Origin of the sequence: Snodgrassella sp. ESL0323, from assembly GCF_013346865.1 — a bacterium.
GTDB classification, from domain to species: Bacteria; Pseudomonadota; Gammaproteobacteria; order Burkholderiales; family Neisseriaceae; genus Snodgrassella; species Snodgrassella alvi.
Window position 1 is genome coordinate 139,325 of the sequence record NZ_JAAEDT010000020.1, and the last position, 25,918, is coordinate 165,242.

At 38.7% G+C, this 25,918-nt stretch carries 22 protein-coding genes, 2 tRNA genes and 1 pseudogene; 11 read left to right on the forward strand and 14 right to left on the reverse strand.

The window, feature by feature from the left end:
* Position 1: 1 nt before the first annotated feature.
* From hisI to hisB, 6 genes and pseudogenes are all read right to left on the reverse strand, one after another.
* Positions 2-418, reverse strand: a complete 417-nt coding sequence (gene hisI / locus GY065_RS09285; RefSeq protein WP_174833890.1) for a phosphoribosyl-AMP cyclohydrolase — start codon at positions 416-418, stop codon at positions 2-4.
* Positions 419-469: 51 nt separating this feature from the next.
* Positions 470-1,237: an imidazole glycerol phosphate synthase subunit HisF gene (gene hisF / locus GY065_RS09290; RefSeq protein ID WP_174833891.1), complete on the reverse strand. Its 768-nt coding sequence runs from the start codon at positions 1,235-1,237 to the stop codon at positions 470-472.
* 31 nt (positions 1,238-1,268) lie between these two features.
* A complete protein-coding gene (locus GY065_RS09295) occupies positions 1,269-1,547 on the reverse strand; it encodes a hypothetical protein (RefSeq protein ID WP_174833892.1) in 279 nt (92 codons plus the stop codon).
* Between the two features lie 202 nt (positions 1,548-1,749).
* Complete coding sequence (hisA, locus tag GY065_RS09300) at positions 1,750-2,487, reverse strand: 1-(5-phosphoribosyl)-5-[(5-phosphoribosylamino)methylideneamino]imidazole-4-carboxamide isomerase (protein WP_174833893.1); 738 nt, start codon at positions 2,485-2,487, stop codon at positions 1,750-1,752.
* A gap of 49 nt (positions 2,488-2,536) precedes the next feature.
* Positions 2,537-3,184, reverse strand: coding sequence for an imidazole glycerol phosphate synthase subunit HisH (gene hisH, locus GY065_RS09305; RefSeq protein ID WP_174833894.1), 648 nt, complete (start codon positions 3,182-3,184; stop codon positions 2,537-2,539).
* Positions 3,185-3,724: 540 nt separating this feature from the next.
* Positions 3,725-4,315 (reverse strand): annotated as a pseudogene (gene hisB, locus GY065_RS09310) (imidazoleglycerol-phosphate dehydratase HisB); the annotation flags it as partial.
* Positions 4,316-4,558: 243 nt separating this feature from the next.
* Here hisB and GY065_RS09315 point away from each other — a divergent pair.
* The 5 genes from GY065_RS09315 (at position 4,559) to GY065_RS09335 (ending at position 9,676) form a co-directional block, all read left to right on the forward strand.
* Positions 4,559-5,518: a PhoH family protein gene (locus GY065_RS09315; protein ID WP_174833895.1), complete on the forward strand. Its 960-nt coding sequence runs from the start codon at positions 4,559-4,561 to the stop codon at positions 5,516-5,518.
* Between the two features lie 205 nt (positions 5,519-5,723).
* Positions 5,724-6,566 carry an SDR family NAD(P)-dependent oxidoreductase gene (locus GY065_RS09320; protein WP_174834006.1) on the forward strand — a complete coding sequence of 281 codons (843 nt, stop codon included), beginning with the start codon at positions 5,724-5,726 and terminating at the stop codon, positions 6,564-6,566.
* A gap of 49 nt (positions 6,567-6,615) precedes the next feature.
* Complete coding sequence (locus GY065_RS09325) at positions 6,616-7,236, forward strand: TetR/AcrR family transcriptional regulator (protein ID WP_174833896.1); 621 nt, start codon at positions 6,616-6,618, stop codon at positions 7,234-7,236.
* Between the two features lie 170 nt (positions 7,237-7,406).
* Entirely contained in the window at positions 7,407-8,399 is a 993-nt protein-coding gene (locus GY065_RS09330) for an MDR family oxidoreductase (RefSeq protein WP_174833897.1), read from the forward strand.
* Positions 8,400-8,677: 278 nt separating this feature from the next.
* The gene (locus GY065_RS09335) at positions 8,678-9,676 is read left to right on the forward strand and encodes a hypothetical protein (RefSeq protein ID WP_174833898.1); all 999 of its coding nucleotides are present in this window, start codon (positions 8,678-8,680) and stop codon (positions 9,674-9,676) included.
* A gap of 381 nt (positions 9,677-10,057) precedes the next feature.
* On the opposite strand, the gene GY065_RS09340 is transcribed toward GY065_RS09335, so the two are convergent.
* Positions 10,058-11,116 (reverse strand): hypothetical protein, encoded by a 1,059-nt coding sequence (locus tag GY065_RS09340; RefSeq protein WP_174833899.1) that lies wholly within the window; start codon positions 11,114-11,116, stop codon positions 10,058-10,060.
* Positions 11,117-11,432: 316 nt separating this feature from the next.
* Between GY065_RS09340 and GY065_RS09345 the strand changes: the two genes are divergently transcribed.
* The 5 genes from GY065_RS09345 to GY065_RS09365 all read left to right on the forward strand — a co-directional run bounded on the left by GY065_RS09345 (position 11,433) and on the right by GY065_RS09365 (position 15,802).
* A complete protein-coding gene (locus tag GY065_RS09345; RefSeq protein WP_174833900.1) occupies positions 11,433-12,038 on the forward strand; it encodes a nucleoside triphosphate pyrophosphatase in 606 nt (201 codons plus the stop codon).
* 34 nt (positions 12,039-12,072) lie between these two features.
* On the forward strand, positions 12,073-12,315 hold the full coding sequence (locus tag GY065_RS09350) for a hypothetical protein (protein ID WP_174833901.1): 243 nt from the start codon (positions 12,073-12,075) through the stop codon (positions 12,313-12,315).
* 209 nt (positions 12,316-12,524) lie between these two features.
* Positions 12,525-13,148 (forward strand): LexA family transcriptional regulator, encoded by a 624-nt coding sequence (locus GY065_RS09355; protein ID WP_174833902.1) that lies wholly within the window; start codon positions 12,525-12,527, stop codon positions 13,146-13,148.
* A gap of 10 nt (positions 13,149-13,158) precedes the next feature.
* Positions 13,159-14,556, forward strand: a complete 1,398-nt coding sequence (locus tag GY065_RS09360) for a 3'-5' exonuclease family protein (protein WP_174833903.1) — start codon at positions 13,159-13,161, stop codon at positions 14,554-14,556.
* Positions 14,540-15,802, forward strand: coding sequence for a Y-family DNA polymerase (locus GY065_RS09365; protein WP_174833904.1), 1,263 nt, complete (start codon positions 14,540-14,542; stop codon positions 15,800-15,802). The genes GY065_RS09360 and GY065_RS09365 overlap by 17 nt, the downstream gene beginning before the upstream one ends.
* 223 nt (positions 15,803-16,025) lie before the next feature.
* On the opposite strand, the gene GY065_RS09370 is transcribed toward GY065_RS09365, so the two are convergent.
* Genes GY065_RS09370 through GY065_RS09380 form a run of 3 tightly spaced genes read right to left on the reverse strand, consistent with a single transcriptional unit; the run spans position 16,026 to position 22,061 of the window.
* Positions 16,026-19,352 carry a DEAD/DEAH box helicase family protein gene (locus tag GY065_RS09370; protein ID WP_174833905.1) on the reverse strand — a complete coding sequence of 1,109 codons (3,327 nt, stop codon included), beginning with the start codon at positions 19,350-19,352 and terminating at the stop codon, positions 16,026-16,028.
* 28 nt (positions 19,353-19,380) lie between these two features.
* On the reverse strand, positions 19,381-20,565 hold the full coding sequence (locus GY065_RS09375; protein WP_174833906.1) for a restriction endonuclease subunit S: 1,185 nt from the start codon (positions 20,563-20,565) through the stop codon (positions 19,381-19,383).
* On the reverse strand, positions 20,562-22,061 hold the full coding sequence (locus GY065_RS09380; RefSeq protein ID WP_174833907.1) for a class I SAM-dependent DNA methyltransferase: 1,500 nt from the start codon (positions 22,059-22,061) through the stop codon (positions 20,562-20,564). The genes GY065_RS09375 and GY065_RS09380 overlap by 4 nt, the downstream gene beginning before the upstream one ends.
* Positions 22,062-22,953: 892 nt before the next feature.
* On the opposite strand from GY065_RS09380, the gene GY065_RS09385 reads away from it, so the two are divergent.
* Entirely contained in the window at positions 22,954-23,499 is a 546-nt protein-coding gene (locus GY065_RS09385) for a cysteine hydrolase family protein (protein ID WP_100116470.1), read from the forward strand.
* Between the two features lie 326 nt (positions 23,500-23,825).
* Here the strand turns inward: GY065_RS09385 and GY065_RS09390 are convergent, their stop codons facing one another.
* From GY065_RS09390 to GY065_RS09405, 4 genes are all read right to left on the reverse strand, one after another.
* A complete protein-coding gene (locus GY065_RS09390; RefSeq protein WP_174833908.1) occupies positions 23,826-24,449 on the reverse strand; it encodes a YiiX/YebB-like N1pC/P60 family cysteine hydrolase in 624 nt (207 codons plus the stop codon).
* 32 nt (positions 24,450-24,481) lie between these two features.
* Positions 24,482-24,889: a DUF4878 domain-containing protein gene (locus tag GY065_RS09395; protein WP_174833909.1), complete on the reverse strand. Its 408-nt coding sequence runs from the start codon at positions 24,887-24,889 to the stop codon at positions 24,482-24,484.
* A 688-nt stretch (positions 24,890-25,577) separates the two neighbouring features.
* Positions 25,578-25,653, reverse strand: a tRNA-Lys gene (locus GY065_RS09400).
* Between the two features lie 2 nt (positions 25,654-25,655).
* Positions 25,656-25,731, reverse strand: a tRNA-Asn gene (locus GY065_RS09405).
* Positions 25,732-25,918 lie beyond the last annotated feature (187 nt).

Genomic DNA, 25,918 nt, shown 5'->3' on the forward strand with positions numbered 1-25,918 from the left:
TTTAATCAGTCTGTGTATGTCCATTGGCAGGACGTGTATATATTTCATTTTCATTTTTGATAACCGGATCAGTGCTCTGCCAGTCACCATCATGATAAACACGATAAAAACAGCTGGCGTGTCCAGTATGACAAGCAATACCTCCGGACTGCTCGACCAGCAGCACTAATGCATCACCGTCACAATCCAGCCGCATTTCATATACCTTTTGCGTATGCCCGGACTGTTCGCCTTTCATCCATTGCTGCTGGCGTGACCGGCTGTAATAATGAGCCAGACCAGTAGTTACTGTCTGACGCAAAGCTTCGGCATTCATCCATGCCACCATAAGAACGCGCTGAGTATGCCTGTCCTGCACTACCGCGCAAACTAGACCTTTATCATCCCACTTTATCGCATTCAGAAGCGTATCAAACACTGCAATTGTCCTTATTTTCAGGTAAACATACAACCACTATCAGCAGCCAGATTAGATACGCATTTCAATACCGGCCTGTTTCATGGCTATCTTGGCATCCTGAATACGTACTTCACCAAAGTGAAAAATACTGGCAGCCAGTACTGCATCAGCATGACCTTCCTGAACACCTTCTATCAAATGTTCAATATTGCCTACACCTCCCGATGCAACAACAGGAACCGACACAGCATCACTTACAGCCCGGGTTAACGGTAAATTAAACCCTGCCCGGGTACCATCACGATCCATACTGGTCAGCAAAATTTCACCGGCTCCGCGCAAAGCCATATCCTGTGCCCAGGCTATAGCATCCAGTCCGGTATGCCGGCGTCCGCCATGAGTAAAAACTTCCCAGCAGGTATTTTCGGCATTAACTGCTTTAGCATCTACCGCTACAACAATTGCCTGATTACCGAAAAATGCACTCGCTTCACTAACCAGTTCAGGGTTGGTCACTGCTGCAGTATTAATTGATACCTTATCAGCACCGGCATTAAGTAAGCGGCGCACGTCTTCAACACTGCGTACGCCGCCTCCTACTGTCAGCGGAATAAATACCCGGCTGGCTACCGCTTCAATAACATGTAAAATCGTATCACGATTATCTGAGCTGGCGGTAATATCCAGGAAAGTTAGCTCGTCAGCACCTTCATCATTATAGCGCTGAGCCACTTCAACCGGACTACCGGCATCACGTAAAGAAACAAAATTAATTCCCTTAACTACCCTTCCGTTATCAACATCCAGACAGGGAATAATACGTTTGGCTAAAGCCATAATGCTATCTTTCTCTGCTACTGAGCAGAAATTATTTACTTAGCCAGTGTTCAACCAGAGTAAAAATATGGCTCTCAAAATAATAGTATCCAACACTTACCACTAATGAATAAACCACGGCACTGGTAGTACTTACAGCAATAATATCAAACAACCACAGGGCGATAAATACGAATAACCAGTGTGCAACCCATGTCAGTAACCAGGCATTGTTAACATCCGGCCAGCTTTGTTGCATCAGGCAACTGAAGCCCATCATCACCATAGTGAATATACTGGCTTCAAAAAAACTCTGCTTTTTGCGATTCATTGTGAATAATAGCCATAACACTATTATTAGTGAGCCCAAGATACTAAGCATTAAATTATCTCCTTGATTACTGCACAGTTACAGTTAAAAACTCAGATCACATACCAATATCACTCTGCCTCTAAATGATTATTATCAAACTAAAACAAAATCAGATTATTACAAGATATCTTGATATGTGTTTTAAAAAAAGCATAATTTACTATTTACACTGATCTGCCATTTGCTGCGCTGCGGCCAGATCAAGTGAGCCTTCATAAATCGCGCGTCCTACAATAGCTCCGGCAACTCCTTGCCCGGCTACAGCACATAAAGCTTCCACATCTTTCATACTGCTCACCCCACCGGATGCAATAACCGGCACAGAAGCAGCCTGTGCCAGCTTAACTGTGGCATCAATATTCACACCACTCATCATTCCGTCGCGACCAATATCAGTGTAGATAATGCTGTTAACACCATCATCCGCAAACTGTCTGGCCAGCTCAGTAACATGAATATCTGTCACTTTCGCCCAGCCATCAATGGCAACCATACCATCTTTGGCATCCAGCCCGACAATAATTTGTCCGGGGAAAGCTGCACATGCCTGACGCACAAATTCGGGATTATTCACAGCTGCTGTACCAATAATGACAAAACTCAGTCCCAGCTGCAGATATTGTTCAATTGTATGCAAATCACGAATGCCACCACCAAGCTGCACAGGCACATTATCTGCTACCTGTTCAAGTATCGCTTTGATGGCGGTCATGTTTTCTGGTTTTCCGGAAAAAGCACCATCTAGATCAACCAAATGCAAACGACGTGCACCCTGCTGACACCAGTGCACAGCCATCTGTGCAGGCTCATCAGAAAATACAGTGGCTTTTTCCATCAGCCCCTGTTGAAGACGTACACACTGTCCGCCTTTTAAATCAATTGCTGGAATCAATAACATATTAAATTCAAATATACTGACGAGTTAAACACCGGTACCTTTACTTCAATTAAAACGTACCATCCCACCGTAAAAAATTACCCAGCAGCTGCAAACCGGCCGCATGGCTTTTTTCAGAATGAAACTGCGTAGCAAAAACATTATCTCTGCCTACTATACAGGCAAAATCACCGGCATAATCAGCCGTACCCAGAATAATTGACGGATCCTCTGGTCGTAGATAATAACTATGAACAAAATAAAACCATTCATCCTGAGCCACATCGGCAAATAAAGGATGCTCTTGCATCTGATGTACACGGTTCCAGCCCATATGCGGTATTTTCAGTGGTCTGCCATCAGTACTTAGTGCAGCCTGAAAACGCGGTACCGTACCCTGAAACCAACCTAATCCGGCCGTATTACCCTCTTCGCTACATTCAAACAGCAATTGCGCGCCAACACAGATACCAAAAAACGGTTTGCGCCGCAATCCGTCTTCCAGTGCATCAGCCAATCCGCTCCGCTGCAAAGCAGCCATACAGTCCGGCATAGCCCCTTGACCAGGAAAAATAATTTTATCAGCCTGATATACCTCATCCGGTTCGGTTGTTAGAATAACTTCCGCCTGCATCTGCTGTAACTGGTTTGCTGCCTGTACAGATTTCAGCACTGAATGCAGATTTCCCATACCATAATTGACAATGGCTACTTTCATCTTCATATCTTTATAAAATCAACTGAACATACCTGCAGCAAAAGTTTATCCGGAGTCCGGTTATCACTAACGGGCTGCCTGCAAAGAAACAGCTTGTTATCATACATGAACACCGGATAGCTGAAAATCTGAAACTGGCAGATTATGATACCTAGCCATAATCTTGCTAAAAAAACGCATATTTATCAGTAATTATGCTGATTATTTCCATATTATTCATCAGAATTTTATTATCCGGTGACTGATTTCATTTATTTTTATCCGTTAAATTCAATGACAACTGACCGTAAAAAAAATAATCCTGAAGATATAAATAACCGGCATATTCATCAGCAATTGATTGCACAAGCCGATAGAAACTGTAATCAATCACTTCCAACACAACATAACATAACATAACGTATATAAGACAGCCATCAGTAATTGTGATTTGCAAAATAAATTATTGCAGATAGTTTCATAATTACTCGTACAGATCGACATAAATAAATCTATCCGCCAATGTATACACACCAGCGGATTAGAATCTATACAAAACCATTATGCAGTCAGCGTCCCTTTCGTCGACGGCATCACCCCTGCCATTCGCTCATCCTGAGTAACAGCCATTCGCAAAGCACGCCCGAACGCTTTGAAAATCGTTTCTGCCTGATGATGAGCATTCAAACCACGCAAATTATCAATGTGCAGGGTCATCATGGCATGATTCACTAAACCATGAAAAAATTCACTGAACAAATCCACATCAAACCGGCCGATTAACGCCCGGGTAAACTCTACGTTATACACCAGACCGGGACGACCGGATAAATCCAGCACCACCCTGCTCAAAGACTCGTCCAGCGGCACATAACTGTGACCATAACGCGTAATACCGCATTTATCACCCAGTGCCTGTTTTAACGCCTGTCCCAGCGCAATACCAATATCTTCAACAGTATGATGATCATCAATATGCAGATCTCCGCGACAACGGATATCCAAATCAATCAACCCATGGCGGGCTATCTGATCAAGCATATGCTCCAGAAAAGGCACTCCGGTATCAAAATTTCCTACACCGGTGCCATCAAGATTAATACTTATTTGTATTTTTGTTTCACTGGTATTACGCGTAATTGTCGCAGTTCGCATGCAATGTTCCATTTCAAAATTATTTATATATGCAGTAGTATAAATTGCCTGCGGCATTTCTCCACTACACCTACAATCTATATCAACTCATTTCTGCCGGCAAGGTCAGCCGGTGTTTTCTTTTCAGCAAACACAAAAAACACGTTTATCAGATAAAATATTATCAAATCATCCTCTCTTGCTTTCGATCAGCCTGACTACATATTAAAATCAATATTTATCTTTTTATTTATTGTAATTATGAGTCAAACCAGCCATTATCAGTTACATCAGATAGACAATATTTCTCTGCAACGCCTGTGCGGCGTATTAGACCAGCACATTATCAGTCTGGGCAAAGCTCTGGATCTTGAAATTACCCGTCGTTTTGACCATTTTACCTTAAGCGGAGAACATATCAGTCAAGGAGTAAAAGCATTGGAGAATCTGGCCAGCATAGCGCGTGAGCGCGATATCAGCGATAGTGACATCCATTTAGCTGCGGTAGAAGCCAAAACCACCATCCAGGAAAATTCAGACCACCATGAACCCAAAGTCTGGACACTGCGCACCCGCCGCGGCAACATCAGCGGGCGCACCCCGCGTCAGAACGGTTATATACAGGCATTATTAAAACATGATGTCGTATTTGGTTTGGGTCCTGCCGGTACCGGTAAAACCTATCTTGCCGTCGCTGCCGCAGTGGATGCCATTGAAAAACATCAGGTAGAACGTATCGTACTGGTTCGTCCAGCTGTAGAGGCCGGAGAAAAACTCGGATTTCTGCCGGGCGATCTGGCACAAAAAGTCGATCCGTATCTGCGTCCCCTGTATGATGCCCTTTATGACCTGATGGGCTTCGACCGTGTGACCAAACTACTGGAAAAAGGGCTGATTGAAATCGCACCTTTAGCCTATATGCGCGGACGTACACTTAACGGGGCTTATATTATTCTTGATGAAGCCCAGAATACCACACCAGAACAAATGAAAATGTTCCTGACCCGTATCGGCTTCGGAGCCAAAGCAGTGATTACCGGTGACATCAGCCAGATCGACTTACCTAAAAATATCAAAAGCGGTCTGAAAGATGCGCGTGAAAAACTCAGCAACATTGAGGGGATTTATTTTCACGTATTCACTAGCGAAGACGTAGTACGCCATCCGTTAGTACAGAAAATTGTCGACGCTTATGATGAAGCAGCTGAAAAAGAACAGTAATCTTTTGATTAATGATTAATCTGAGCACACTGATAACACAATAAAATAATTTGATTACCGGTAGAAACTGTAGATTCCGCACAGACAGGAAAATGATATTTTCCCGCCTGCTGCCAACAGCATAACTGTCAAACAACCCGGACATATCCATTTTCCGGCATGTTAAACTACATCCGGTAAATAAATTCCAACCGACATAAATATGATGAAAACTATTCTGATCACAGGCTGTTCCAGTGGTATCGGGTATGCAACCGCTCAGCTTCTGCGACAAGACAACTGGCGCGTTTATACAAGTTGCCGTCGGGCAGAAGATGTAGAGCGCTTACGTTCAGAAGGTTTTCACAGTCTGCAACTGGATATTACCAATGATGAACAGATACAGGCAGCTATCGAAACCGTAATAGCCGAATTCGGCCACCTTGATGCTTTATTTTGCAATGCCGGTTACGGTCAGACAGGCGCAGCCGAGGATCTTTGCCGGGCAGCCTTACAGGAACAGTTTAATACCAACGTATTCGGCACATGGCAATGCATCAACGCAGCAATGAAAATTTTCCGGCGTCAGCAGCATGGCCGTATTCTGGTAAATTCCAGCATACTGGGCTATGCAGCCATGCCATGGCGCAGTGCTTATACCAGCAGTAAATTTGCACTGGAAGGACTATGTGATACATTGCGTCATGAAACTCATGCCAGTGGTATTTATATCAGCCTGCTTGAGCCCGGACCGATCACCAGTCGCTTTCGTCCCAATGCACTGATTAAATTCAAACAATATATAGATGTTGAAAACAGCGTGCATCGTGCCGCCTATCAGGCTCAGCTCAACCGCCTTCAGGCTGCCGGTTCTGTCGCACCGTTTACACTGACTGCCGAACAATGCGCCCGGGTCTGCGCCCGTGCACTCAATGCCAGCAAACCTAAAGCACGTTACCCGGTTACCGTACCGGCACACCTCTTCTGGTATCTGAAAAAATTCCTGCCCATCAGCTGTCTGGACTGGCTATGTCGCACTGCCGTCAGAAAACAGGGAAAATCAAATTGACCCCTGCCACAGCCATTTGTTCCAACCAGCCCGCAAAAATTTTATAACAATGACAGAATTATTCAGTACACCCTCATTATCCCGCAAAGGTAATAACACCAGAATCGCCCTTATTCGCAGCGGCGTAGCTGCCATGACCACACACGGCTACATCAGTGCCAATATTGAAAGCATACTGAAACAGGTAGGCGTACCCAAAGGTTCTTTTTATCACTATTTCAAGAGTAAAGAAGAGTTTGGCACAGTCATACTCGAATACTACGACCACTTTTTTACTGAAAAACTGGAACAACATTTATTAAACCAGAATATCTCTTCCGCACTGGCCAGAATTAGTGCATTCTGCACAGATGCCAAAACCAGTATGGCCAAATATCATTTCAACAGAGGTTGTCTGGTGGGTGAACTAATGCAGAATGAATCTCTTCTGCCACAAAATTATCCTGCTTTACTCAACAACATCCTGCACAACTGGCAGGAAAAAATGACATGCTGTTTGCAGCTGGCACAACAGCAGCAAGAAATCAGTTCACAAACAGACTGCACAAAACTGGCTTACTTCTTCTGGCTTGGCTGGGAAGGTGCAGTCAGCCGTGCCAAACTGCTCAAAAATGCAACGCCGCTGGATATTTTTACCGAACAGTTTTTTAATCTGATAAAAAACCATTAATCAGCTTCCAATATTTGTTGCCAGCCATAATTAATAATACTCTACTTAACTGAAATTTAATCAAAATCCCTTATACTTGGATAGATTCGGCAATAATTGCTTACAACTAGACAACCGGTCTATAATAAAAATAGACCATTCGCCTAGTTAACAATAACAGGAATATTATCATGCCATCCAAAGCCATACTCTTAGAAAAAAATCAGACTGAATTTTCCTGCAACATCCAAAATATTAGTGAAGACACCCTGTTGCAACAACCAGGTGATACCCTAATTGAGGTGCAGTATTCAAGTTTGAATTATAAAGATGCCCTGGCTATTACCAACAGCGGACCTGTAGTACGGCAGTGGCCGATGATTCCCGGTATAGATGGTGTCGGAACCGTTATTAGCACCAGCAGTAAGCATTTCAAATCCGGAGATAAAGTGATTTTAAATGGCTGGGGCTGTGGAGAAACCCACTGGGGCTGCATGAGCCAGCGTGCTTTTCTCAATGCAGACTGGCTTATCCCCCTACCCGCAAGCATAACTGCCCGACAGTCCATGATTATCGGAACCGCCGGATATACAGCAGCCTTGTGTGTACAACGTATACTCGAACACGGCATTACTCCCGAACAGAGTAATATTCTGGTTACCGGAGCCACCGGCGGTGTCGGATCAGTGGCGATTATGTTACTCACCCAGCTGGGCTATACCATTACCGCAGCTACCAGCAAAATCAACGATACAGATTATCTGCAGCAACTAGGTGTGCAGCATATTATCGACAGCAAAACCTTGTCTGATACAGGCAAACCATTACAAAAGGAACAATGGTCGGCAGCCATTGACGTGCTTGGTTCTCATAGTCTGGCTAATATCTGCGCACAAATCCGGTATGGTGGCATTGTTACTGCCTGTGGACTGGCACAGGGTATAGATTTTCCGGCCACAGTTGCGCCATTTATTTTGCGAGGTATCACTCTGGCAGGTATTGATAGCGTCATGGCATCACGGGCAAAACGTATTGCAGCCTGGGAATATCTTGCCAAACTCTTGAGTACCAGATTACTGGAACAAATTACTCAAACCATTTCATTAAATGAATGCCCGCAAATAGCTAGAGACATGATAAATGGTAAAATTAAGGGCAGATATATCGTCGATCCCTGCCTTTAAATTCATAAAGAAACCTTATTAGTCTGTAATTCAATAAACTGATAAAATTTTGCATTAAAGGTCTATGATAGACGTAAAGCATTTGGGCATGCCTCTGCTGCGGTTAATTTACCTGAAACAATTAATAACACTTATAGCTGAGCTTTAAATAAAAATTTGATTAACGTTACTCTGTTTATGGTAATTGTTTAGCGGTATTAACAAAGATGAAGTTTCCTGATGCGACAAATAACTTGATTACAAAGTTTCCAGAAAGTTATCTAAGGGGAAAAATATAAATGATTAAAAAAATTTTCTATTTATTAAGTTTATTGATAATTGTTTTTCCTGCTTACACTCAAAAAATTAAGCAAGAGAGAGCCATTCCTCGTATTGATCAACTTGCCCCTCCTTACTTATCAACAATTTTATTACTTAGTCCATGTTTAGATATTAGCTTATTAGGCTTTCCTGACAGTGATAATGATGATGAGACTATTAGGATGGTAGAAGAGGAAAAAGCGAAATATCCAGCTAATACGTGCAATAATCCTGCATTAGCAAATAAGTTATTTAAGGCACGCTTTCTTCAATATTCCACTATTACATTAGTCAATGATCCTTGGAATTTAGATGTAGAAATTGTTAAGCAAAATAAGCTGATATCGCAATGTAAGGATACCGCTTGTTTAGATAAAGTATTGGATGCCATTATTAGTCAATTATATCCTCTGTATGTCAATCCCCCTCTCCCTCCTTCACAAACAAGTAAGGAGTTATGCCGTAGTATAGATGATTTATCTAATGATAAAAAAATGGATTTGGTTATTAAAAAATTAGTGGCGCGTTTAAGTACTGATGACAACTGTGGTAGTAAAGATTTTTCAAATTTTGGAGATAATCCTATCGATGAGGATAATTCCAAACCACATACTAATGTGCTTTTTGATGTATGCAAATCGAACATTGGTGACCTGTTCACTGCTCAATGTAAAACGTTTGGTAATCAGGTTGATGCAGAAACATGGATTTATTTATTAAAACCCAATAAGAAACCCAAACTATTATTTAATGCTTATAGTGGTCCTGATTACGATTTAGACTCAACTTGTAACGGTATGCCAGATTTTGTTACAAGTGCTAGATATAGCAATGCAGAGCATCAAATTGTTTATTACCGTTATAACGGTGAACAATATGAAGCTGCATATAGTTATATGGAAGTAGGTATTAGTAGTGATGATAACAATATGGTCATTGCTGATCTTATTGAAAAGAACGAAATAATTTGCAAATAAATAATAAAGATTATTCAAAACAGCCTTATATCAGTATAACCAACAATAATTATAATATTAATGTATTTTATAAATGTAAATATACCGTTGTTAATACATAAACCAAGTAGAAAATTATGCTATACCCTTTTTTATCCTAATCATCTACATAACTGATTAAACATTTAAATAGTATACGTATCAATCATATCATTCAGCCTCATAATCAATATTCATTGAATATAAAACTTATAAGTGACTAGATTAAAATTAATTAATTTTTAAAAGAATTTATAACTCAATCCCGATATATTTTGTTAATAAAGGCATTAGTTCTTTAATTACAGAAGTATTTTCTTTTTTCAACACCATCAATGGGATTATGAGCAATTATTAAACACACTAGTGTCTATTATCACAATTAATAGGTATATATTGATTCCCAATAACTTTAATACTACCACAACCAAATATTACAGCATCTTCAAGCCCAAAAATAACAAGCGGTGTATCAACAAATAATTTACCAGTTACGCCCATTTCGAGGTTTTTTTGATCGTTTTCAAAGCTTGAAAGCATTGTACTTTCATCGTTCTCATAAAAAGTATCCAGCACTACTTTATTCGTTTCTGGCTCTACTATAATTAAACGGCGAATAAATATACCATCGTTATCAGTACTATCTTTATCATGCAGCCGATCTTGCATATAATATCGATATCCATAAGCTTCACTTAAATAAGTATCGCCAATAGCCAGATCGTAATAGTGTTCAGCGAAATTTTTTATAATATACTTATCAACAGATTTTGTTGTTTTTGGAAACATTGATTGATCAATTTTTTTCCAAGTTAAAAACTGGAGCGCTTCATTAGTGAAGGGGTTTTGAGCTCCGATAGAAACCAAAACAGACTCTGAATCTTTAAATAATTTAATTTTATTTAAGGGAATATCAAACCCCAGCATATAATCCATGAAATCAAAAGGTGCATCGTTCTCATCTCGATATATATTAATACGTGCAACAGCTTTAAGATCTTTGACTGGTAAAGTGATTGTTTCGCCTGTTAAATAGTCATGCAAATAAAGATTATCTGTTTCATGTAATTTTAAATCAGTTAGAAAATTTTCCCGATATTTATCTAATATTGTATAACTAATTTTATTATATTCATCACCAGATTTCTTAGGGATAATAACTTTCTTTGGTTTATAGGGATAAATATCCGACGACGAAACATTATAGGGATAAATATCCGACAACGAAACAAAAGCTACTCCATCTTCCTCATAGTTATACATTGTAAAAATATTAAGTTTGGTATTTTCCTTCATAACTGATATTACATTGGGATTAGCATAAATATTTTGTATTGAAGAAAAAACTAAAAGAACAGGGATTAATAATAAGATTATTCTTTTCCTTGTATATTTCCTTAACTGGATTATTATTTTTTTCACAATTTGCCCCTACCCGCAATCGAACCTAAAAATGTCTTTATAAAAAGCTCGTTCTATCTATTTAACTATGAGGTCATATAGGGCATTAGTTTACTAAAACTGGTAAAAAAATAATACCAATTAAATAAAGAAATTTTCTATCAGCTACAGCCTATATAAACCATTTTACTTCAGTATAAAATAGTATTTTTATCTAAAAATCAACACATCTTCAGTACTACGTCTGAAAATACCATATACTACTTAATGTTATCACGGAAAATGGTAAAATAAGCAGATAGAATTTATACCATATTGCATTTATTTACCAACATCCATGAATCCGCTAACCGTCTATCTTGCATCAGGCAGCCCGCGCCGGCATGAAATCCTCATTAATCTTGGCTACCATGTATTGCGGCTAAATGCAGAGATCGATGAGACCCCCTATCCAGATGAAAACGCCACAGATTATGTTCAGCGCATGGCAAGCATGAAAAACCGTGCAGCACTCAATGCTTGGCAGCAAAGCAAACAACAGCCACCAGAATTTCCCCTTATCAGCGCCGATACCACCGTCAGCCTGAATAATCTGATTCTCGGCAAACCGGAAAATATCAACGATGCAACTCGCATGCTTAAACTGCTGTCAGGACAACAACATCATGTCCATACAGCAGTCTGCATCTATTGGCAAAACCAAATCTTTCAGACCCTGCAAACCAGTACAGTCAGTTTTGCCGCCTTAAATGATGAACAGATTGCCGCTTATATTGCTACCGGTGAGCCATTGGATAAAGCCGGAGCTTACGGTATTCAAGGGCTGGGTGGAATGCTGGTCGAGCATATCAGCGGCAGCTTCACTGGCATCATGGGTTTGCCTGTATACGAAACTACTCAGCTGCTCACCCAATGTGGCTGTACACCATTTACCCGATCATAATAAGCAGAATTAAATCAGCATCCGTACAACTATCATGAAAATTTCTCTTCCACTATTCATTCTTACACTTATCTGCCTGACAGCCTGTTCACATAATGAGAGCACACACAGCGTCAGTGAAGCTGCGGCTATCACCGCTTCGGATATCCAAAGTACTCACCTGGAAACCACCACTACCCTGGACCGGATTGCGGATGAAATAAACTCAGCCAGTAACGCTTCAGGCTCAAACAGCCATCCGGCCCGTCCTGCCTCCCTGCCTGCACAACATCAGTAAACTTATTGTCTGCCATCACAATTTATCTGCATTCGATAACATCAATACAAACCAATTCAAAACTATAAAATAAGTTAGCTTTGATTAGTATGGGTAATATCCGACAGCATAACAGCTAAAAAACAAACCATTACCAGCCATCCGCAGCAAGCATAATTGACGCAGAAAAATCAAAAATCTACCATTCTTGATTAAATAACTTAATCAAGATGAGCACAATTGTGGTTGATACAGCAGCAAAACACAATCAGCATGGCGGCGTAAGAGCCGGCGCCGGACGCAAAGCCAGAATTGCTGGACCCAAAATAGTCAAACGCATTCCCGTCAGCCTGATACCGGCAGTAGAACACCTGATGAATCAGCTGGCCGTTACCCCGCTGCGACCGGCACAAAATCTGCCTGCCGACTGCTGGAAAATAGCCGACAACCTTACGCGGCTCAACATTCCCTTAGCCACCGAAACCATTCCCGCCGGCTTTCCCAGCCCGGCAGAACCCTATATCAGCGATTATCTGGATTTCAACCAGTACCTGATAAAAAATCAGGCTGCCACCATTGCCGTACGCTGCGGTGGTGATTCTATGCAGGATGCCGGCATCAGCCGTAACGATTTGCTTATCATCGACCGCTCCCTCACACCCAAACACCGTGATATCGTCATGGCCGATTTAGGTAATGAATTTACCATCAAACGGCTACACAAACTGGATAACAGCCGCATCGAACTACATTCCGAAAACAGCAGCCAGTCTTATCCCAATTTCAGCCTAAAAGAAGGCGATACCCTTGCCATCGTCGGCGTCGTAACCTACGTTATCAAACACATCCGCTAACCCAGAAACCATGTTTTCAGATCAGCAACTTGCCTTTGTCGATATCGAAACTACCGGCGGACGCACCACCAGTGACCGTATTACCGAAATCGCGATTATTTACACAGAAGCCGGACAGCAGCAGCCACAAACTTTTCATACCCTGCTTAATCCCGATACCAGCATTCCGCCTTTTATTCAGTCTCTTACCGGCATCAGCAATAAAATGGTAGAAAAAGCACCTTATTTCGATAATGAAATTGCCGACCGGCTGGCAGCCATCTTCAAAGAGCGAATCTTTATAGCGCACAACGTGCGTTTTGATTACGGCTTCATCAAAGCAGCTTTCAAACGTCTGGGCAGAACATTCAACCCGCAGCAACTGTGCACCGTTAAACTGTCACGTCTGCTTTATCCCGAACACAAACATCACGGACTGGACAAAATTATTGCCCGCCACAACATCGACATGCAAAACCGTCACCGGGCCTTTGCCGATGCCCGGGCTATCTACGACTTCTGGCAACAGCTCAGACACAACTTTCCCGCGAACATCCTGCATCAGGCCTGTAAAACCATCATGCAGCGCCCCAGCCTGCCCGCTCACCTGCACAGCGATGTTCTGGATAACATCAGCGACGATTACGGCGTGTACCTTATTTATGGTGACAACGACATTCCTCTGTATATTGGCAAAAGCAAACAAGTTAAAACCCGCCTGATGAACCATTTCAGTCAGGATGTACACAACAGCAAAGAAATGAGCCTGTCACAGCAAGCCAGAAAAATCGACATTATCCCCTGTAGCGGTGAACTGGATGCCCTGCTCACCGAATCAGCCCAGATTAAGCAGCGCCAGCCCATCCTCAACCGCCGCCTGCGCCGCCAGAAAGACCTGTTCAGCTTCCGGCTGAATACCAATACTAACGGATACAATACCCTGAGCATTGTTCCCATGCGCCACGTTCAGCTTAACCGCGAACAGCACTATTACGGCCTGTTTCACAGCAAAAGCGATGCACAGAAAAGCATTAAAAACATCATCAGCAATACCGATCTGTGTCTGCAAACTCTGGGGATAGAAAAAGGCAGCAATAACCGCCCCTGCTTCCGCTATCAGCTGCATCAGTGCAGTGGTGCCTGCATCAACAAAATTACCGCCGACATGCACAACCTCAAACTTGCACTGGCCTTACAGAAACTTAAACTGGCTGCATGGCCGTTTAGTGGTTACGCCTATATAAAAGAACAGCACAAATACCACATCTTTCACCACTGGATTTATCTGGGCAGTGCCGGCAATACCGACGAACTGCAAACCTTGCTCAATCAGCCGCAAGGACAGCTTGATCGCGATATCTATCAAATCATCCGTCAGCATAAACATCTGCTGCAAGCCCTGAATCCTGCCCATGTTTGCCCTGATTGACGGCAATAACTTCTATTGCTCCTGTGAAAGAGCCTATCGCCCCGAACTCAGGCAGCAACCCGTTATCGTACTGAGCAATAACGATGGCTGCGTCATTTCCCGCTCCAATGAAGCCAAAGACATGGGCATCAGAATGGGTGTACCTTACTTTCAGATTCAGCACCTAGTGCGGCAAGGCAAGCTAATCGTCTTCTCGTCCAACTACGAACTGTATGCCGACCTGTCGCGACGCATGATGAGTACCATTGCCTCACTGGTACCAGCCATTGAAATCTACTCAATCGACGAATGCTTTGCCAGCCTGCACAGTCTGAATAACCTGCATCAGCTCGGCCACAATATCCGCTCCCGTATCCAACAATGGGTAGGTATACCGACATGTGTCGGCATTGCCCCTACCCGTACACTAGCTAAGTTTTGTAACCATCTGGCCAAACGCCACCGCCATCATTTCAATGGCGTTATTGTCTGGACAGACTGGAATCAGAATATCAGACAACGAGCTCTTGCCAGCGAGCCGGTTACCGAAATCTGGGGTATCGGCCGCAGAACCGGCCACAAACTCGCCGCCCAAGGCATTCACACCGCTCTGGATTTCATCAATGCCCATACCCCAACCTTAAGAAAACAATTTGGTGTTGTACTCGAACGTACCCAGCGGGAAATGCAGGGAATTCCCTGTAGCGAACTCATCACAGAAGAAGCCAGTCGTCAGAATATTGTCCGTAGCCGCAGCTTCGGCAACATGGTCACCAATCTTGACGGTTTACAGGCGGCCATCAGCCATCATATTACCGCCGGAGCAGCCAAACTGCGCGAACAAAACAGTCAGGCACATATCATTGGTGTATTTATCTACACCAACCGCTTTCGCCACGACCTGCCACAATACAACGGCTACCGGATTACCAAATTGCCTCAGGCCAGTAACGACACACTCACCCTCAACCACATTGCCCAGCACCTGTTAAATAACATCTACCGTTCCGGCTACGAATATAAAAAATGTGGAATTGAATTGAGTGGCATCGAACCAGTGCACACATTCCGGCAGTTAGATTTACTCTGCCACAGCCAGCACAATCACCGCCCTGAACTAATGAGTGCATGGGACAACATCATCAGCCGCTACGGCCGCAGCAGCATCCAGCTTGGCAGCGAACTACAATCCGGCGACTGGCTCATGACCCGAACCCAGCTAAGCAACTGCATCACAACCAGATTTCCAGAAATATTAACTATCTGAATACTTTACACAGACTATCCATAACCAAGATCGTTTTTTAGAGAATAGGTTTTCAGTACAGATTAGGATTTACAGATGGTTAAATCAGTTAACAATGTCATATTCGATACATTGTTATTTTTTGTCAGAATGAAAGATACGTTATATCGAGACGAAAAAAACTAATTCACTATTACTAAAGTTACTAAAGTGTATTTTTAGGTAGTTTTATTTGTATCTTATACTAACTCGCAACAATAACTGAGTGTAAGGTATTAACATATTTTGAAATAAAGGCTACATTATCGCCAAACACTTCCTGCCAGTCATAGCTGTCAAAAGGTGACTCATTGATCAATACATCAGTAGTGATATCACCATTTTCATTCACATAATTTATAATGGTTTTTAAATATTCTTGCTGTTGTGAATTAAGCTGATTATCGGATAAAAATTGACTAAAACGTTTTTCAGCGGCTTGTTTATCCAAACCAACAATAGAACGTATAAAGGCAGCTACATTACCGCCTGCTAGAGTATTAAAAGTAAATTTATTATATTCCTCTCTTGTTCCAAGTTCATTCCATAATACTTTTTCAAGTTCAACAGTATCAGCACGAGTAATAGGCTCAAGATTACGTATTTTTTGAATAACGGGATTCCAGGAGTTTTCAATTAAATAATCGATAACACGTTGTTTGTAAGTTTTCACAGAAAATAAGCTTTCTGTTTCACCTATATATTCAATAAAGTCTTCAATATCTACATTAAATGTTTGACCATTAGCATCGTCCTTTAAATGCTTAATTAAATCACGCAACTCAACACGCACATACTCAAGTTTATCCAGTTCTAGTGTTTGCCAGAAACTATCTGTTAATACCTCTTTAATAATTGCTATTTTCTCTTTAATCTCTTTAATAGTACCTTTCTCATAGAGTGCCCGTACTAAATTAATGACACTCTTTTGGCTTTTACTTGCTTTTTTAGATTTATTCAATAAATTCAGTTGAATATTAAATAGTAATAAATCAAATTTCTTAGCGCTTTCATCTTCTTGGGTAGGGCTTAATATAGGAGCAATATAGGTTTTTAACTCATTAAGGTCTAACAGAGAAAGATACTGCCAGCTATCAGCTAACCTAAACTTATCAACATATAAACGGTTTTTTCTTACATTAATATGATTTGGATTAAGTGTTTCAATCTGCCCTTTCAATTCGGTTTTTAATGCATCATGCAATTGCCTTGCATATTCATCCTCTTGATATTTAGTGGATTGCAACTCAAAAGCAATTTCGGATTTTAAGCAAAAAATTCTATCTGTCAGCGATTGCGTGGCTTTTGCATCAGCACCCTGTGGATTAAGACTAAAAAACTCAAAGTTTTGGCAATAATCAAAAATATAAAACTCTTCTTTATTTGCACCTGTGCCGAAGATATCAGGGGATAGCCGGGTGCCACGACCAATCATCTGCATAAATTTAATCTTGGATTTTACTTCTTTAAAAAAGACTAAATTTAATAAATCAGGAATATCAACACCTGTATCCAGCATATCTACAGATATGGCTATTTGTGGATCTTTATCTCTCACTTCGAAACGTTCAATCAGGTTCTGTGCATAATTAACCGAATAATCAATTAATACACAAAACTCAGCACCGTATTGCGGATACAATCTTTCAAATCGTTCAACGATTTGTTTGGCATGTTTATGGTTGTAGGCAAAGATTATGGTTTTACCAATACGCTCACCGCTTTGTACCTTTAAGCCATTACTCATTAAATCTTGCAATACTTTATCAATAGTATTGTCATTAAAGATATAGTTAAACATTTCTCTATTAGCAATATCACGTTTATAGTCTTCATCTTCTATATCGTGAATAGTGGTTTCGTATTCCCATACTTTTTCTAGCTGATCCTTTTCGTCTTGGCTTAAATCATCATACTTTATACCTTGTCGCAAATGCTTAGAATGCCTTTTAAAACCTCTATAAGGAACAAGATATTTATCAGCAATGGCCTCTTCTAATTCATAACTAAAATTGGGAATGCCTTGCTCAGCCTCAAATACTTGATAGGTACTGCGATCTATATCTTCCCTGGGGGTAGCAGTTAAACCTAACAATAACGAATCAAAATAATCGAAAATAGCACCAAAGCGTCCAAAAATAGAACGATGTGCCTCATCAACAATTATTAAATCAAATCGCCCAATAGATAACGCTTTAGTATCACTATCTATATGCTTAATCATCGTATGGTAGGTAGAAAACATAATACGCGCATTAAGGTCGCGTTTTTTATTAGAACGGTCAGATAAAATACAAGTAGTTACAGAGGGCAAAAGCTTAGTAAAATTTTTATGAGCTTGTTTAACGAGTGCAGTACGGTCTGCTAAAAAAAGTACATTTTTAATCCAGTTATTACGATATAGCAACTCAATCAGCGAAATAGCTACCCGCGTTTTGCCTGTCCCGGTAGCCATAACTAATAAAGCGCGGCGATGCTTTTTATTAAAATGCTCACATACCACAGTAATCGCCTGTTTTTGGTAACCTCTATTGGTAATTTCATTTTTGATTGTCAGATCGGTTATATCCTTACGTTTTTTACGTTGAATAAGTAGTTCTAACTCATCAATAGTGTGAAAACCAAACACTAATCTTGAGGGATAACCTAAGCCGTCTATCAGATGGGTTTCATAACCATTGCTACAATAAATAACAGGGCGCTCACCATATCTTTTTTCTAAACAATCTGCATAAAGTGTAGCTTGATGCTTACCTACAGACACGCTCTTACTGGTCTTTTTGGCTTCAATTAAGGCTAAAGGAACACCATTACGACCAAATAACACATAATCTACATGGCCTTCGCCTGAATTACTTGGCATACCTTCTACAAAAATTTCAATACAGGCTTTACTAGGCGTTATAATATTTTTCTTTGCTAAAACTTCCCAACCCGCTTCACGCAATTGTTGATCAATATAGAAACTGCGTGTTTCCGCTTCGGTAAAATATTGGGGATTTTTAGCATTAAGCGTACCGTATTCTGCTATTTGTTCACGGTATTTATGAATAACCTTTTTTTTGGGTTCTACAAAAGTTGCCGATGCTTTACTAATACTGCCTTTATTTTCTGTAAGGAGCGTTTTATCAAAAGTCGCCACATCAGTAACTTCACCGAGTTTTACTAATACGGCACTGACAAAACTATGCAGATTTAATAAAGAAAATAATGACTCTTTCGCCGTAACCTTTTCTAAATGGGCAGCATTATTACCAGCTCGGCGAATATAATGCAAAGCAACCATTAACTCATTATCATTAATAAAACGGCGGAAGTCTTCATTATCCACTAATTCAAACAGACTACTACGTTTAGGGATAGCCCAATTATGTAAGATATAGATGATCTTAACGGTATATTCTAAGGCAAATCTTGCATTAAGCGCTGATTGCTTAGGGTCGCTTTTTTGATTTACTTCAGCTTCATGACAGTAGTTATATAACTCTGCAAAATCAGATAAAGTACTCAGAAAATCAAAGTTCCGTTTCATAATTAGGGCGCTCACCTAACGAATTTAGTTAATTAAAATATTTATCCATCGTGTAATCAAATAGAAGTTGTGTATCTGTGATTGATTGATTAATTAATGCTTTTTGTTGCTCTATGGCTTCTATTTTTTCAGCAAATTGGTTTTGTAATAATAGCGGTGGGTAAAGTATAGATATCGCTTTAATCATTGACAAATTTAGATTTTTCTGACGGATACCTCTTTGCTCTTTTTTATATTCTTCCTTGTTTATTTGGATTGAATAATATACATAAATCGTATTACATAATTTTGTATTTATAAAAGAAAAAGCGATTGCTTGATTACAAGCCATTTCTCTTTTATTTATAGACGATTTAAGAGCAGCTGTATCATACATTCCTAGAAGTAATGAGCCTTTTCTAATTAATTTTGCATTAGAGTTTCGAATAGCTTCTTCATTAATATGCTCAATGGTATCATTAATAAAAAGAGAATTAAGTTCCCCTGAAGTAACCCAAGGTATACTTCCCTTAAAATATAATAAGTTACTCCTTAAAGGGGTTCCTCCACTTGCCCAGTCTCCTAACTCTTCTAACCTTCTCATCTCCCACTCTTTTTCATTCTTTATAGGATCACCAAACATATCATAAAAAGTAGCTTGAGCAAGTTTATCCAGTTCTGCAAGCTGTTCTTTCTTTTTGGTAATAATATCGCTTAGTGTATCTAGTTCTTTTACTATCTTTTTTTGAATAGGAAGAGGGGGCAGAGGAACAGAAACAGACTTATACGCTTTCAAATCTAGATTTCTAATTCCTGTTGTATTAGATTGCAACTTCTCTGTTTTTCCTGTCCTATAAAAATGTAGTAGAAACATATATAGAAATTTATAAAAAATAATTCTTTGATCTTTTATTCTTAAAACAGAAGTAAAATTACTAAAAGAAAAATCTCCCTCTAGTATTTCAAATGGAACAATTCTTCCAACAGGTTGCTTAGGGCCTCCTCCTGACTTTTCAAGAATTAAATCACCAAAAAACAGTTTCCTAGAAGAGTATTGTTTTTCTTCAACCTCTAGGTATTCAATATTAATTGAGTCTAATTTGCAATCTTTTGTAAAGTTAGTATTCCTAATGACTCCAACTTTTATAAAAGGTTCTTTTTTTCCTTTCCACAATCCATTTATAGAATCACATAAATTGCACAATTGCATTACTTCCCAACTATCTTTATTCATTCTTTAATTAACCCTTCATAGCTAGCAATTGCTTGATCTATTTCAATCTGTAGTTTTTTAATACGAGCTAATACTAGTTCAGGTTTTTCATAGTCTATTTTTACCCGTTCCACTTCTTTATATTTATTAATCGTTAAATCATAGTCATTAGTCACTATTTCGGCTTTAGATACAAAAAAAGATTGCTCTTTACGGGTACGATTGGCTTCATTTTCTAAACCATTATAACGGGCAATAATATCAGGAATATCATTGGCTTCTATTGGGCTGCGTTTATCATCTAAACTATAGCCATCAGCACGCATATCATAGAACCAAACTTTATCGGTACCGCCTGAATCGGTTTTCGTAAAAATCAAAATAGCAGTAGAGACACCTGAATACGGCTTAAATACGCCTGATGGCATAGAGATAATAGCTTCAAGTTGCTGGTTATCTACTAACTCTTTACGAATGGCTAAATGTGCTTTACTGCTACCAAATAATACACCATCAGGCACAATAGAAGCACAACGCCCGCCTGATTTTAAAATACGGGTAAATAGACTTAAAAAAAGTAGTTCGGTTTTTTTAGTTTTGGTAATAGTTAATAAGCTCTTATCTACCACTTCATAATCAAGGCTACCTGTAAAGGGTGGATTAGCTAATACCAGTGAATAAAGATTTTTATCTTGATTATCTTCGGAAAGGGAATCTTGATAGTTAATATTTGGGTTATCTACCCCATGCAACATCATATTCATGGCGCCAATACGTAACATGGTCTGATCAGTATCAAAACCATGGAACATAGTGTTTTTATAATGTTCAGCATTTTCTTTTCTGGCTAATTCCTTTTTATAATGCTCGCTAATATACGTGGCTGACTCAACAATAAAGCCTGCTGAACCCATAGCAGGATCACAAATATTATCCTTAATAGTGGGCTTCATTAGCTGTACCATCATACGAATAATATGACGAGGAGTCCGAAATTGGCCATTAGTACCACTAGCTGCCATTTTCCCTAAAATATATTCATAGACATCGCCCATAGTATCTTTATCATTCATGTCGAGGTTATCGATACCATCTACAATTTTGGACAAAGTACGTTCGTTAGGGATCATAAAAATGGCATTAGCCATATAGCGACTAAAAACGCTATCTTTACCTGTACCTAGTGTTTTAATAAACACAAATACATCATTGCGAACGATATTAAACATTTTTGTGGCATTAAAATTTTTAAATTTGTGCCAACGTAAATTTTCATATGGAAGCGTTTGTTTTGTCTCTATATTTTGCCAAAGTTCACCTTTTTTAAAAATAGGATCTTTAATTGTTCCACCTAGTATCTGAGCATTCGCTTCTCTTTTGAGCTGACTGTCATCCAGCATTTTTATAAAAAATAGATAAGTCATTTGCTCCAATACAGCAATAGAGCTAGTTAACCCTGCACTCCAAAACGTATCCCAAATACTATCAATTTGACTCTTATGGTCTCCTGTAACCATCTATATACCATCTAATATATTACTTATCTTTTATTCTAGAAGAAAAAACCAATTCACTAAAGAGTTAATTGTTAATCTCTTACTTCAATGGTTTTTATTACTATTTTTTATGCTCGGATATTGATTTAACCTATTAAAAATTATTACATTTTATATTAAACTATAGTAGCTTTTATATATCTTCTCCTGCCATCCTCAGGACCCAAAGCCATATTAAGTAAAAGCTATACTTCTTTTTCAGTATAACTTTGTTTGATGTAGTATTGAATCATATCCTGAGCCACAGCATATCTCAAATCATGAAAAGCCTTACTAGATAAGGCGTTTAGGCGAATTATTGAAAGGCTGTCTATCTTAATAGACAATTATAGACACTGAAATTTTTTGTGAATTTTTTAATGTTTAACTAATAGTGTTTTCAAACGAAGAGTCAATCTCTATTAATGCATCTCCAAATCTAACTCAGATTTAATTCTGATTTAGATTTGGAGAGAGGATGAACTAAACGTAAACGCAATAGAAAACATCAAAATGCCTAAGCAAGTATAAACAAAACTACGTATCAGTTTGTATATACAGATAAATACAAAATGTACTTATTAAAAAAATGATTTACTTTAAATTTGTACTTCAATTAAGTATTTTTAGGTAATTTTCAATCACTTTATATCGATAATATAAACATATAATCATATGTTTTTTTATAGTATTTAAGACAATTCAGGATGTCTATAGATTAAGCATTAGAACGGACACGAGATTCGAACTCGCAAATTCAACCTTGACTAAAAAATTATACAAACACCAATAGACACAATAAAATAAAATCAGTTTAACTTATGATTTATAATTTACAGAGCTCAGACAACAATAACAATTTGAAGAATGACATATGAAAGCACTTATTTCAATCGATTATACCAACGACTTTATTGCCACAGACGGAGCACTGACAACCGGTCTGGCAGGACAAGCCATAGAAAACGAAATGGTAAATCTGACCAGAACGTTTATCGAGCAGAAAGATTTTGTGGTATTTGCAATTGATGCGCACGAGCCTGATGATAAGTACCATCCGGAAAATAAATTATTTCCGCCGCATAATATCATAGGTACCAACGGTCAGAATCTCTATGGCTCATTAAAACAGTTGTACACAGCCAATCAGACCAATCCGCAAGTTTACTGGATGAATAAACGCCACTACTCTGCATTCAGCGGAACAGACCTGGATTTACGCCTGCGTGAAAGAAATATTACTGAAATACATTTAACCGGCGTATGTACTGATATCTGCGTATTACATACAGCGGTTGATGCATATAACCTCAATTATCAGATTGTCGTGCATCAGCATGCTGTTGCCAGCTTTGACCCTGTAGGACATTCATGGGCATTAAAGCACTTTCAGAATACTTTAGGTGCTACCATAATCTGAGCATTTACCTCCCCTGCTTCTGTTTAATCTGTCCTGAAATCACAAAATGTATAAAAATAAATCAGAACTGACTTTATTCATAGAGTCTTAATTTCGACAGTATTATTATGTTTTTTAAATATATTTACCATTTTAAGCATATAATCTATAGTCAAACCATAATCAAAATTTTTGAATGAATATTCTGAAAGGAATAACAGCAGTAATCTGTATAGCTATACAGATTACTAAACATACATATTCATGTTAAAAAATCTGATTTAAATCTTTAATGCTATATAATAGAAATATATTTTATATTAAACAATAATATATCAACCCAAATTTCAGTTATTCTTAATCTGATAAATTACTTTGGTATCGGGATAATTAACAAATGCCTGAGGAAACAGATATTCACCCTCAAAAAACGGCACCGATATATAATTCCATTCAGGTTTAAATGACGGATGAAATTGAGCAATTGAGTCAAATAGTAATGTTGTGCAATATAAATGAGATTCGTTTTTGTTATCTAAGACAAAAGGTTTTCCGCGCTGGTTCAAAACTTGTGCAGCAATCCGTTGCTTTTCTTGCTTATTCAAAAATAAAGGTCTTATAACCGCACCTTTCTGAGCCAATACCGGACTAAAAAAATGTTCTAATTCAGAAATCATCACCTGATTTGAAACTGATTCTCCGTCATCTGTTGTAGCATGGATAACTAAAACCTTAGGCTGTAATTGCACAATCATCCCAATGTGTGAATACTCACTTTTTCCCAAATAACGAATCCATCGACTATCATTCGTAGTACCTAAACGCACAACCCAGTCACCAACTTCGAGTAAGGGTAAATCCCGGATCAAGCGTGGATATGAAGGAGGATGTCTTTCATAAATAAATGAAGCAGAACCACCGGTCAGCAGAATCAGGCAAATCATTAAAAAATATATTAAATATCTATACATAATAAAACCTGCTTTAAGCAGGTCTTCATCGGTTAACCTTTTACCTTCCAGCCATCATCTGTTTTAATTAAATATACATTTTCCTTTTTTATTTGTTCTGTATTTTTGAAAGTTACACCTATTTGAACATGTGCTGATTTTTTATCATCGTCATATTTGACATCCTCAATGGATATATTTTTCAACCCGCCATTTTTATCAGCAGCTTCTTTGGCATGCGAAACAATCAATTTAATTTTTCCAGATAATATATCCTCTACTCCTGCTTCTTTTTTATCTTTTTCACTAAGATAAATCATGGAAATTACTTTTTGGCTGTCACCACTATATACAGCTTCAGTAAATGCTTTTGCAGCAGCTTCTGGTGAAGAATTACCACCGCATGCAGCAATTGCTAAGGTAATAAATAACCCTATCAATAAACTCACAATTTTCTTCATATAACTTCCCTGTCAATTTGTTAATAAATAATAATTTTATTAAATATAAACCAATTTTTCTTAATTAATCAACAAATATATTTACATATTGAGTTTCATAATTTTTTATCAGTTTTGATACGATAAATTTTGCCTATGATTTAATCAGAAAATGACTACCAAGAATAATTATTACTACAAATATATTTATCAAACTATTTTTTTATCAAAACTATTTTAGGAAAATGATGAAAAAGTACATCAATTGCTATAAATAAAAAAGATAATATAACCTGATTGCCAGAGGGTTATCCGAAATTGTGTGCAGTACCACTAAGAATAAATAAGGCTAGTTGTTTCAAATTAAATAAATCAGAGATTTTACTACCATACATTTAAATTTATTTCTAAAGAAATGGTTTATCAATAATTTAAAGTTTGAAGAAAATTTTATGTGAATGATTTGGCTAGGCCAGATAAACCAGTTGACTAATCTAATACAACAAATATTACACCAGAGCTTAATCGGAATAACAGACTAATCATCCTCGTGGCAGGTATAAACATATATTGATGTTAACTTGAAAGAATTAGATAAATAGCAATAAATTTAGGCAGATAAATAACAAGAAAATTTAAAGTAATGCTATTATGCTGAATAAGCTGTGCTAAATAACTTAGCAATATAATAAAGAAATGGAGAGGATATTGGTGGGTCGTGAGCGATTCGAACGCTCGACCAACGGATTAAAAGTCCGCTGCTCTACCGACTGAGCTAACGACCCTTTGGCTCCCCGACCAGGGCTCGAACCTGGGACCTGCGGATTAACAGTCCGTCGCTCTACCGACTGAGCTATCAGGGAAAGGAAGAGCGCATTATAGGGGGCGATATTTAACTCGTCAAGCTTTTTTAGGCATTTTAAGCCTGAAAAAGAGTTCAATAAGTACAAATCATTGGTAGTTCTATATATTTAATTGCAAATATAGTTGTATTACTTAAATTGTATTTGCTTATATACTCTAATAAATGTATTGAGGTTCTGCGCTTAT

Coding starts and splice junctions, on each gene's coding strand:
- hisF (WP_174833891.1), bottom strand. CDS start 1,237: ATGGCTTTAGCCAAACGTATTATTCCCTGTCTGGATGTTGATAACGGA.
- GY065_RS09295 (WP_174833892.1), bottom strand. CDS start 1,547: ATGAATCGCAAAAAGCAGAGTTTTTTTGAAGCCAGTATATTCACTATG.
- hisA (WP_174833893.1), bottom strand. CDS start 2,487: ATGTTATTGATTCCAGCAATTGATTTAAAAGGCGGACAGTGTGTACGT.
- hisH (WP_174833894.1), bottom strand. CDS start 3,184: ATGAAAGTAGCCATTGTCAATTATGGTATGGGAAATCTGCATTCAGTG.
- GY065_RS09315 (WP_174833895.1), top strand. CDS start 4,559: ATGAGTCAAACCAGCCATTATCAGTTACATCAGATAGACAATATTTCT.
- GY065_RS09320 (WP_174834006.1), top strand. CDS start 5,724: ATGAAAACTATTCTGATCACAGGCTGTTCCAGTGGTATCGGGTATGCA.
- GY065_RS09325 (WP_174833896.1), top strand. CDS start 6,616: ATGACAGAATTATTCAGTACACCCTCATTATCCCGCAAAGGTAATAAC.
- GY065_RS09330 (WP_174833897.1), top strand. CDS start 7,407: ATGCCATCCAAAGCCATACTCTTAGAAAAAAATCAGACTGAATTTTCC.
- GY065_RS09335 (WP_174833898.1), top strand. CDS start 8,678: ATGATTAAAAAAATTTTCTATTTATTAAGTTTATTGATAATTGTTTTT.
- GY065_RS09345 (WP_174833900.1), top strand. CDS start 11,433: ATGAATCCGCTAACCGTCTATCTTGCATCAGGCAGCCCGCGCCGGCAT.
- GY065_RS09350 (WP_174833901.1), top strand. CDS start 12,073: ATGAAAATTTCTCTTCCACTATTCATTCTTACACTTATCTGCCTGACA.
- GY065_RS09355 (WP_174833902.1), top strand. CDS start 12,525: ATGAGCACAATTGTGGTTGATACAGCAGCAAAACACAATCAGCATGGC.
- GY065_RS09360 (WP_174833903.1), top strand. CDS start 13,159: ATGTTTTCAGATCAGCAACTTGCCTTTGTCGATATCGAAACTACCGGC.
- GY065_RS09365 (WP_174833904.1), top strand. CDS start 14,540: ATGTTTGCCCTGATTGACGGCAATAACTTCTATTGCTCCTGTGAAAGA.
- GY065_RS09370 (WP_174833905.1), bottom strand. CDS start 19,352: ATGAAACGGAACTTTGATTTTCTGAGTACTTTATCTGATTTTGCAGAG.
- GY065_RS09375 (WP_174833906.1), bottom strand. CDS start 20,565: ATGAATAAAGATAGTTGGGAAGTAATGCAATTGTGCAATTTATGTGAT.
- GY065_RS09380 (WP_174833907.1), bottom strand. CDS start 22,061: ATGGTTACAGGAGACCATAAGAGTCAAATTGATAGTATTTGGGATACG.
- GY065_RS09385 (WP_100116470.1), top strand. CDS start 22,954: ATGAAAGCACTTATTTCAATCGATTATACCAACGACTTTATTGCCACA.
- GY065_RS09390 (WP_174833908.1), bottom strand. CDS start 24,449: ATGTATAGATATTTAATATATTTTTTAATGATTTGCCTGATTCTGCTG.
- GY065_RS09395 (WP_174833909.1), bottom strand. CDS start 24,889: ATGAAGAAAATTGTGAGTTTATTGATAGGGTTATTTATTACCTTAGCA.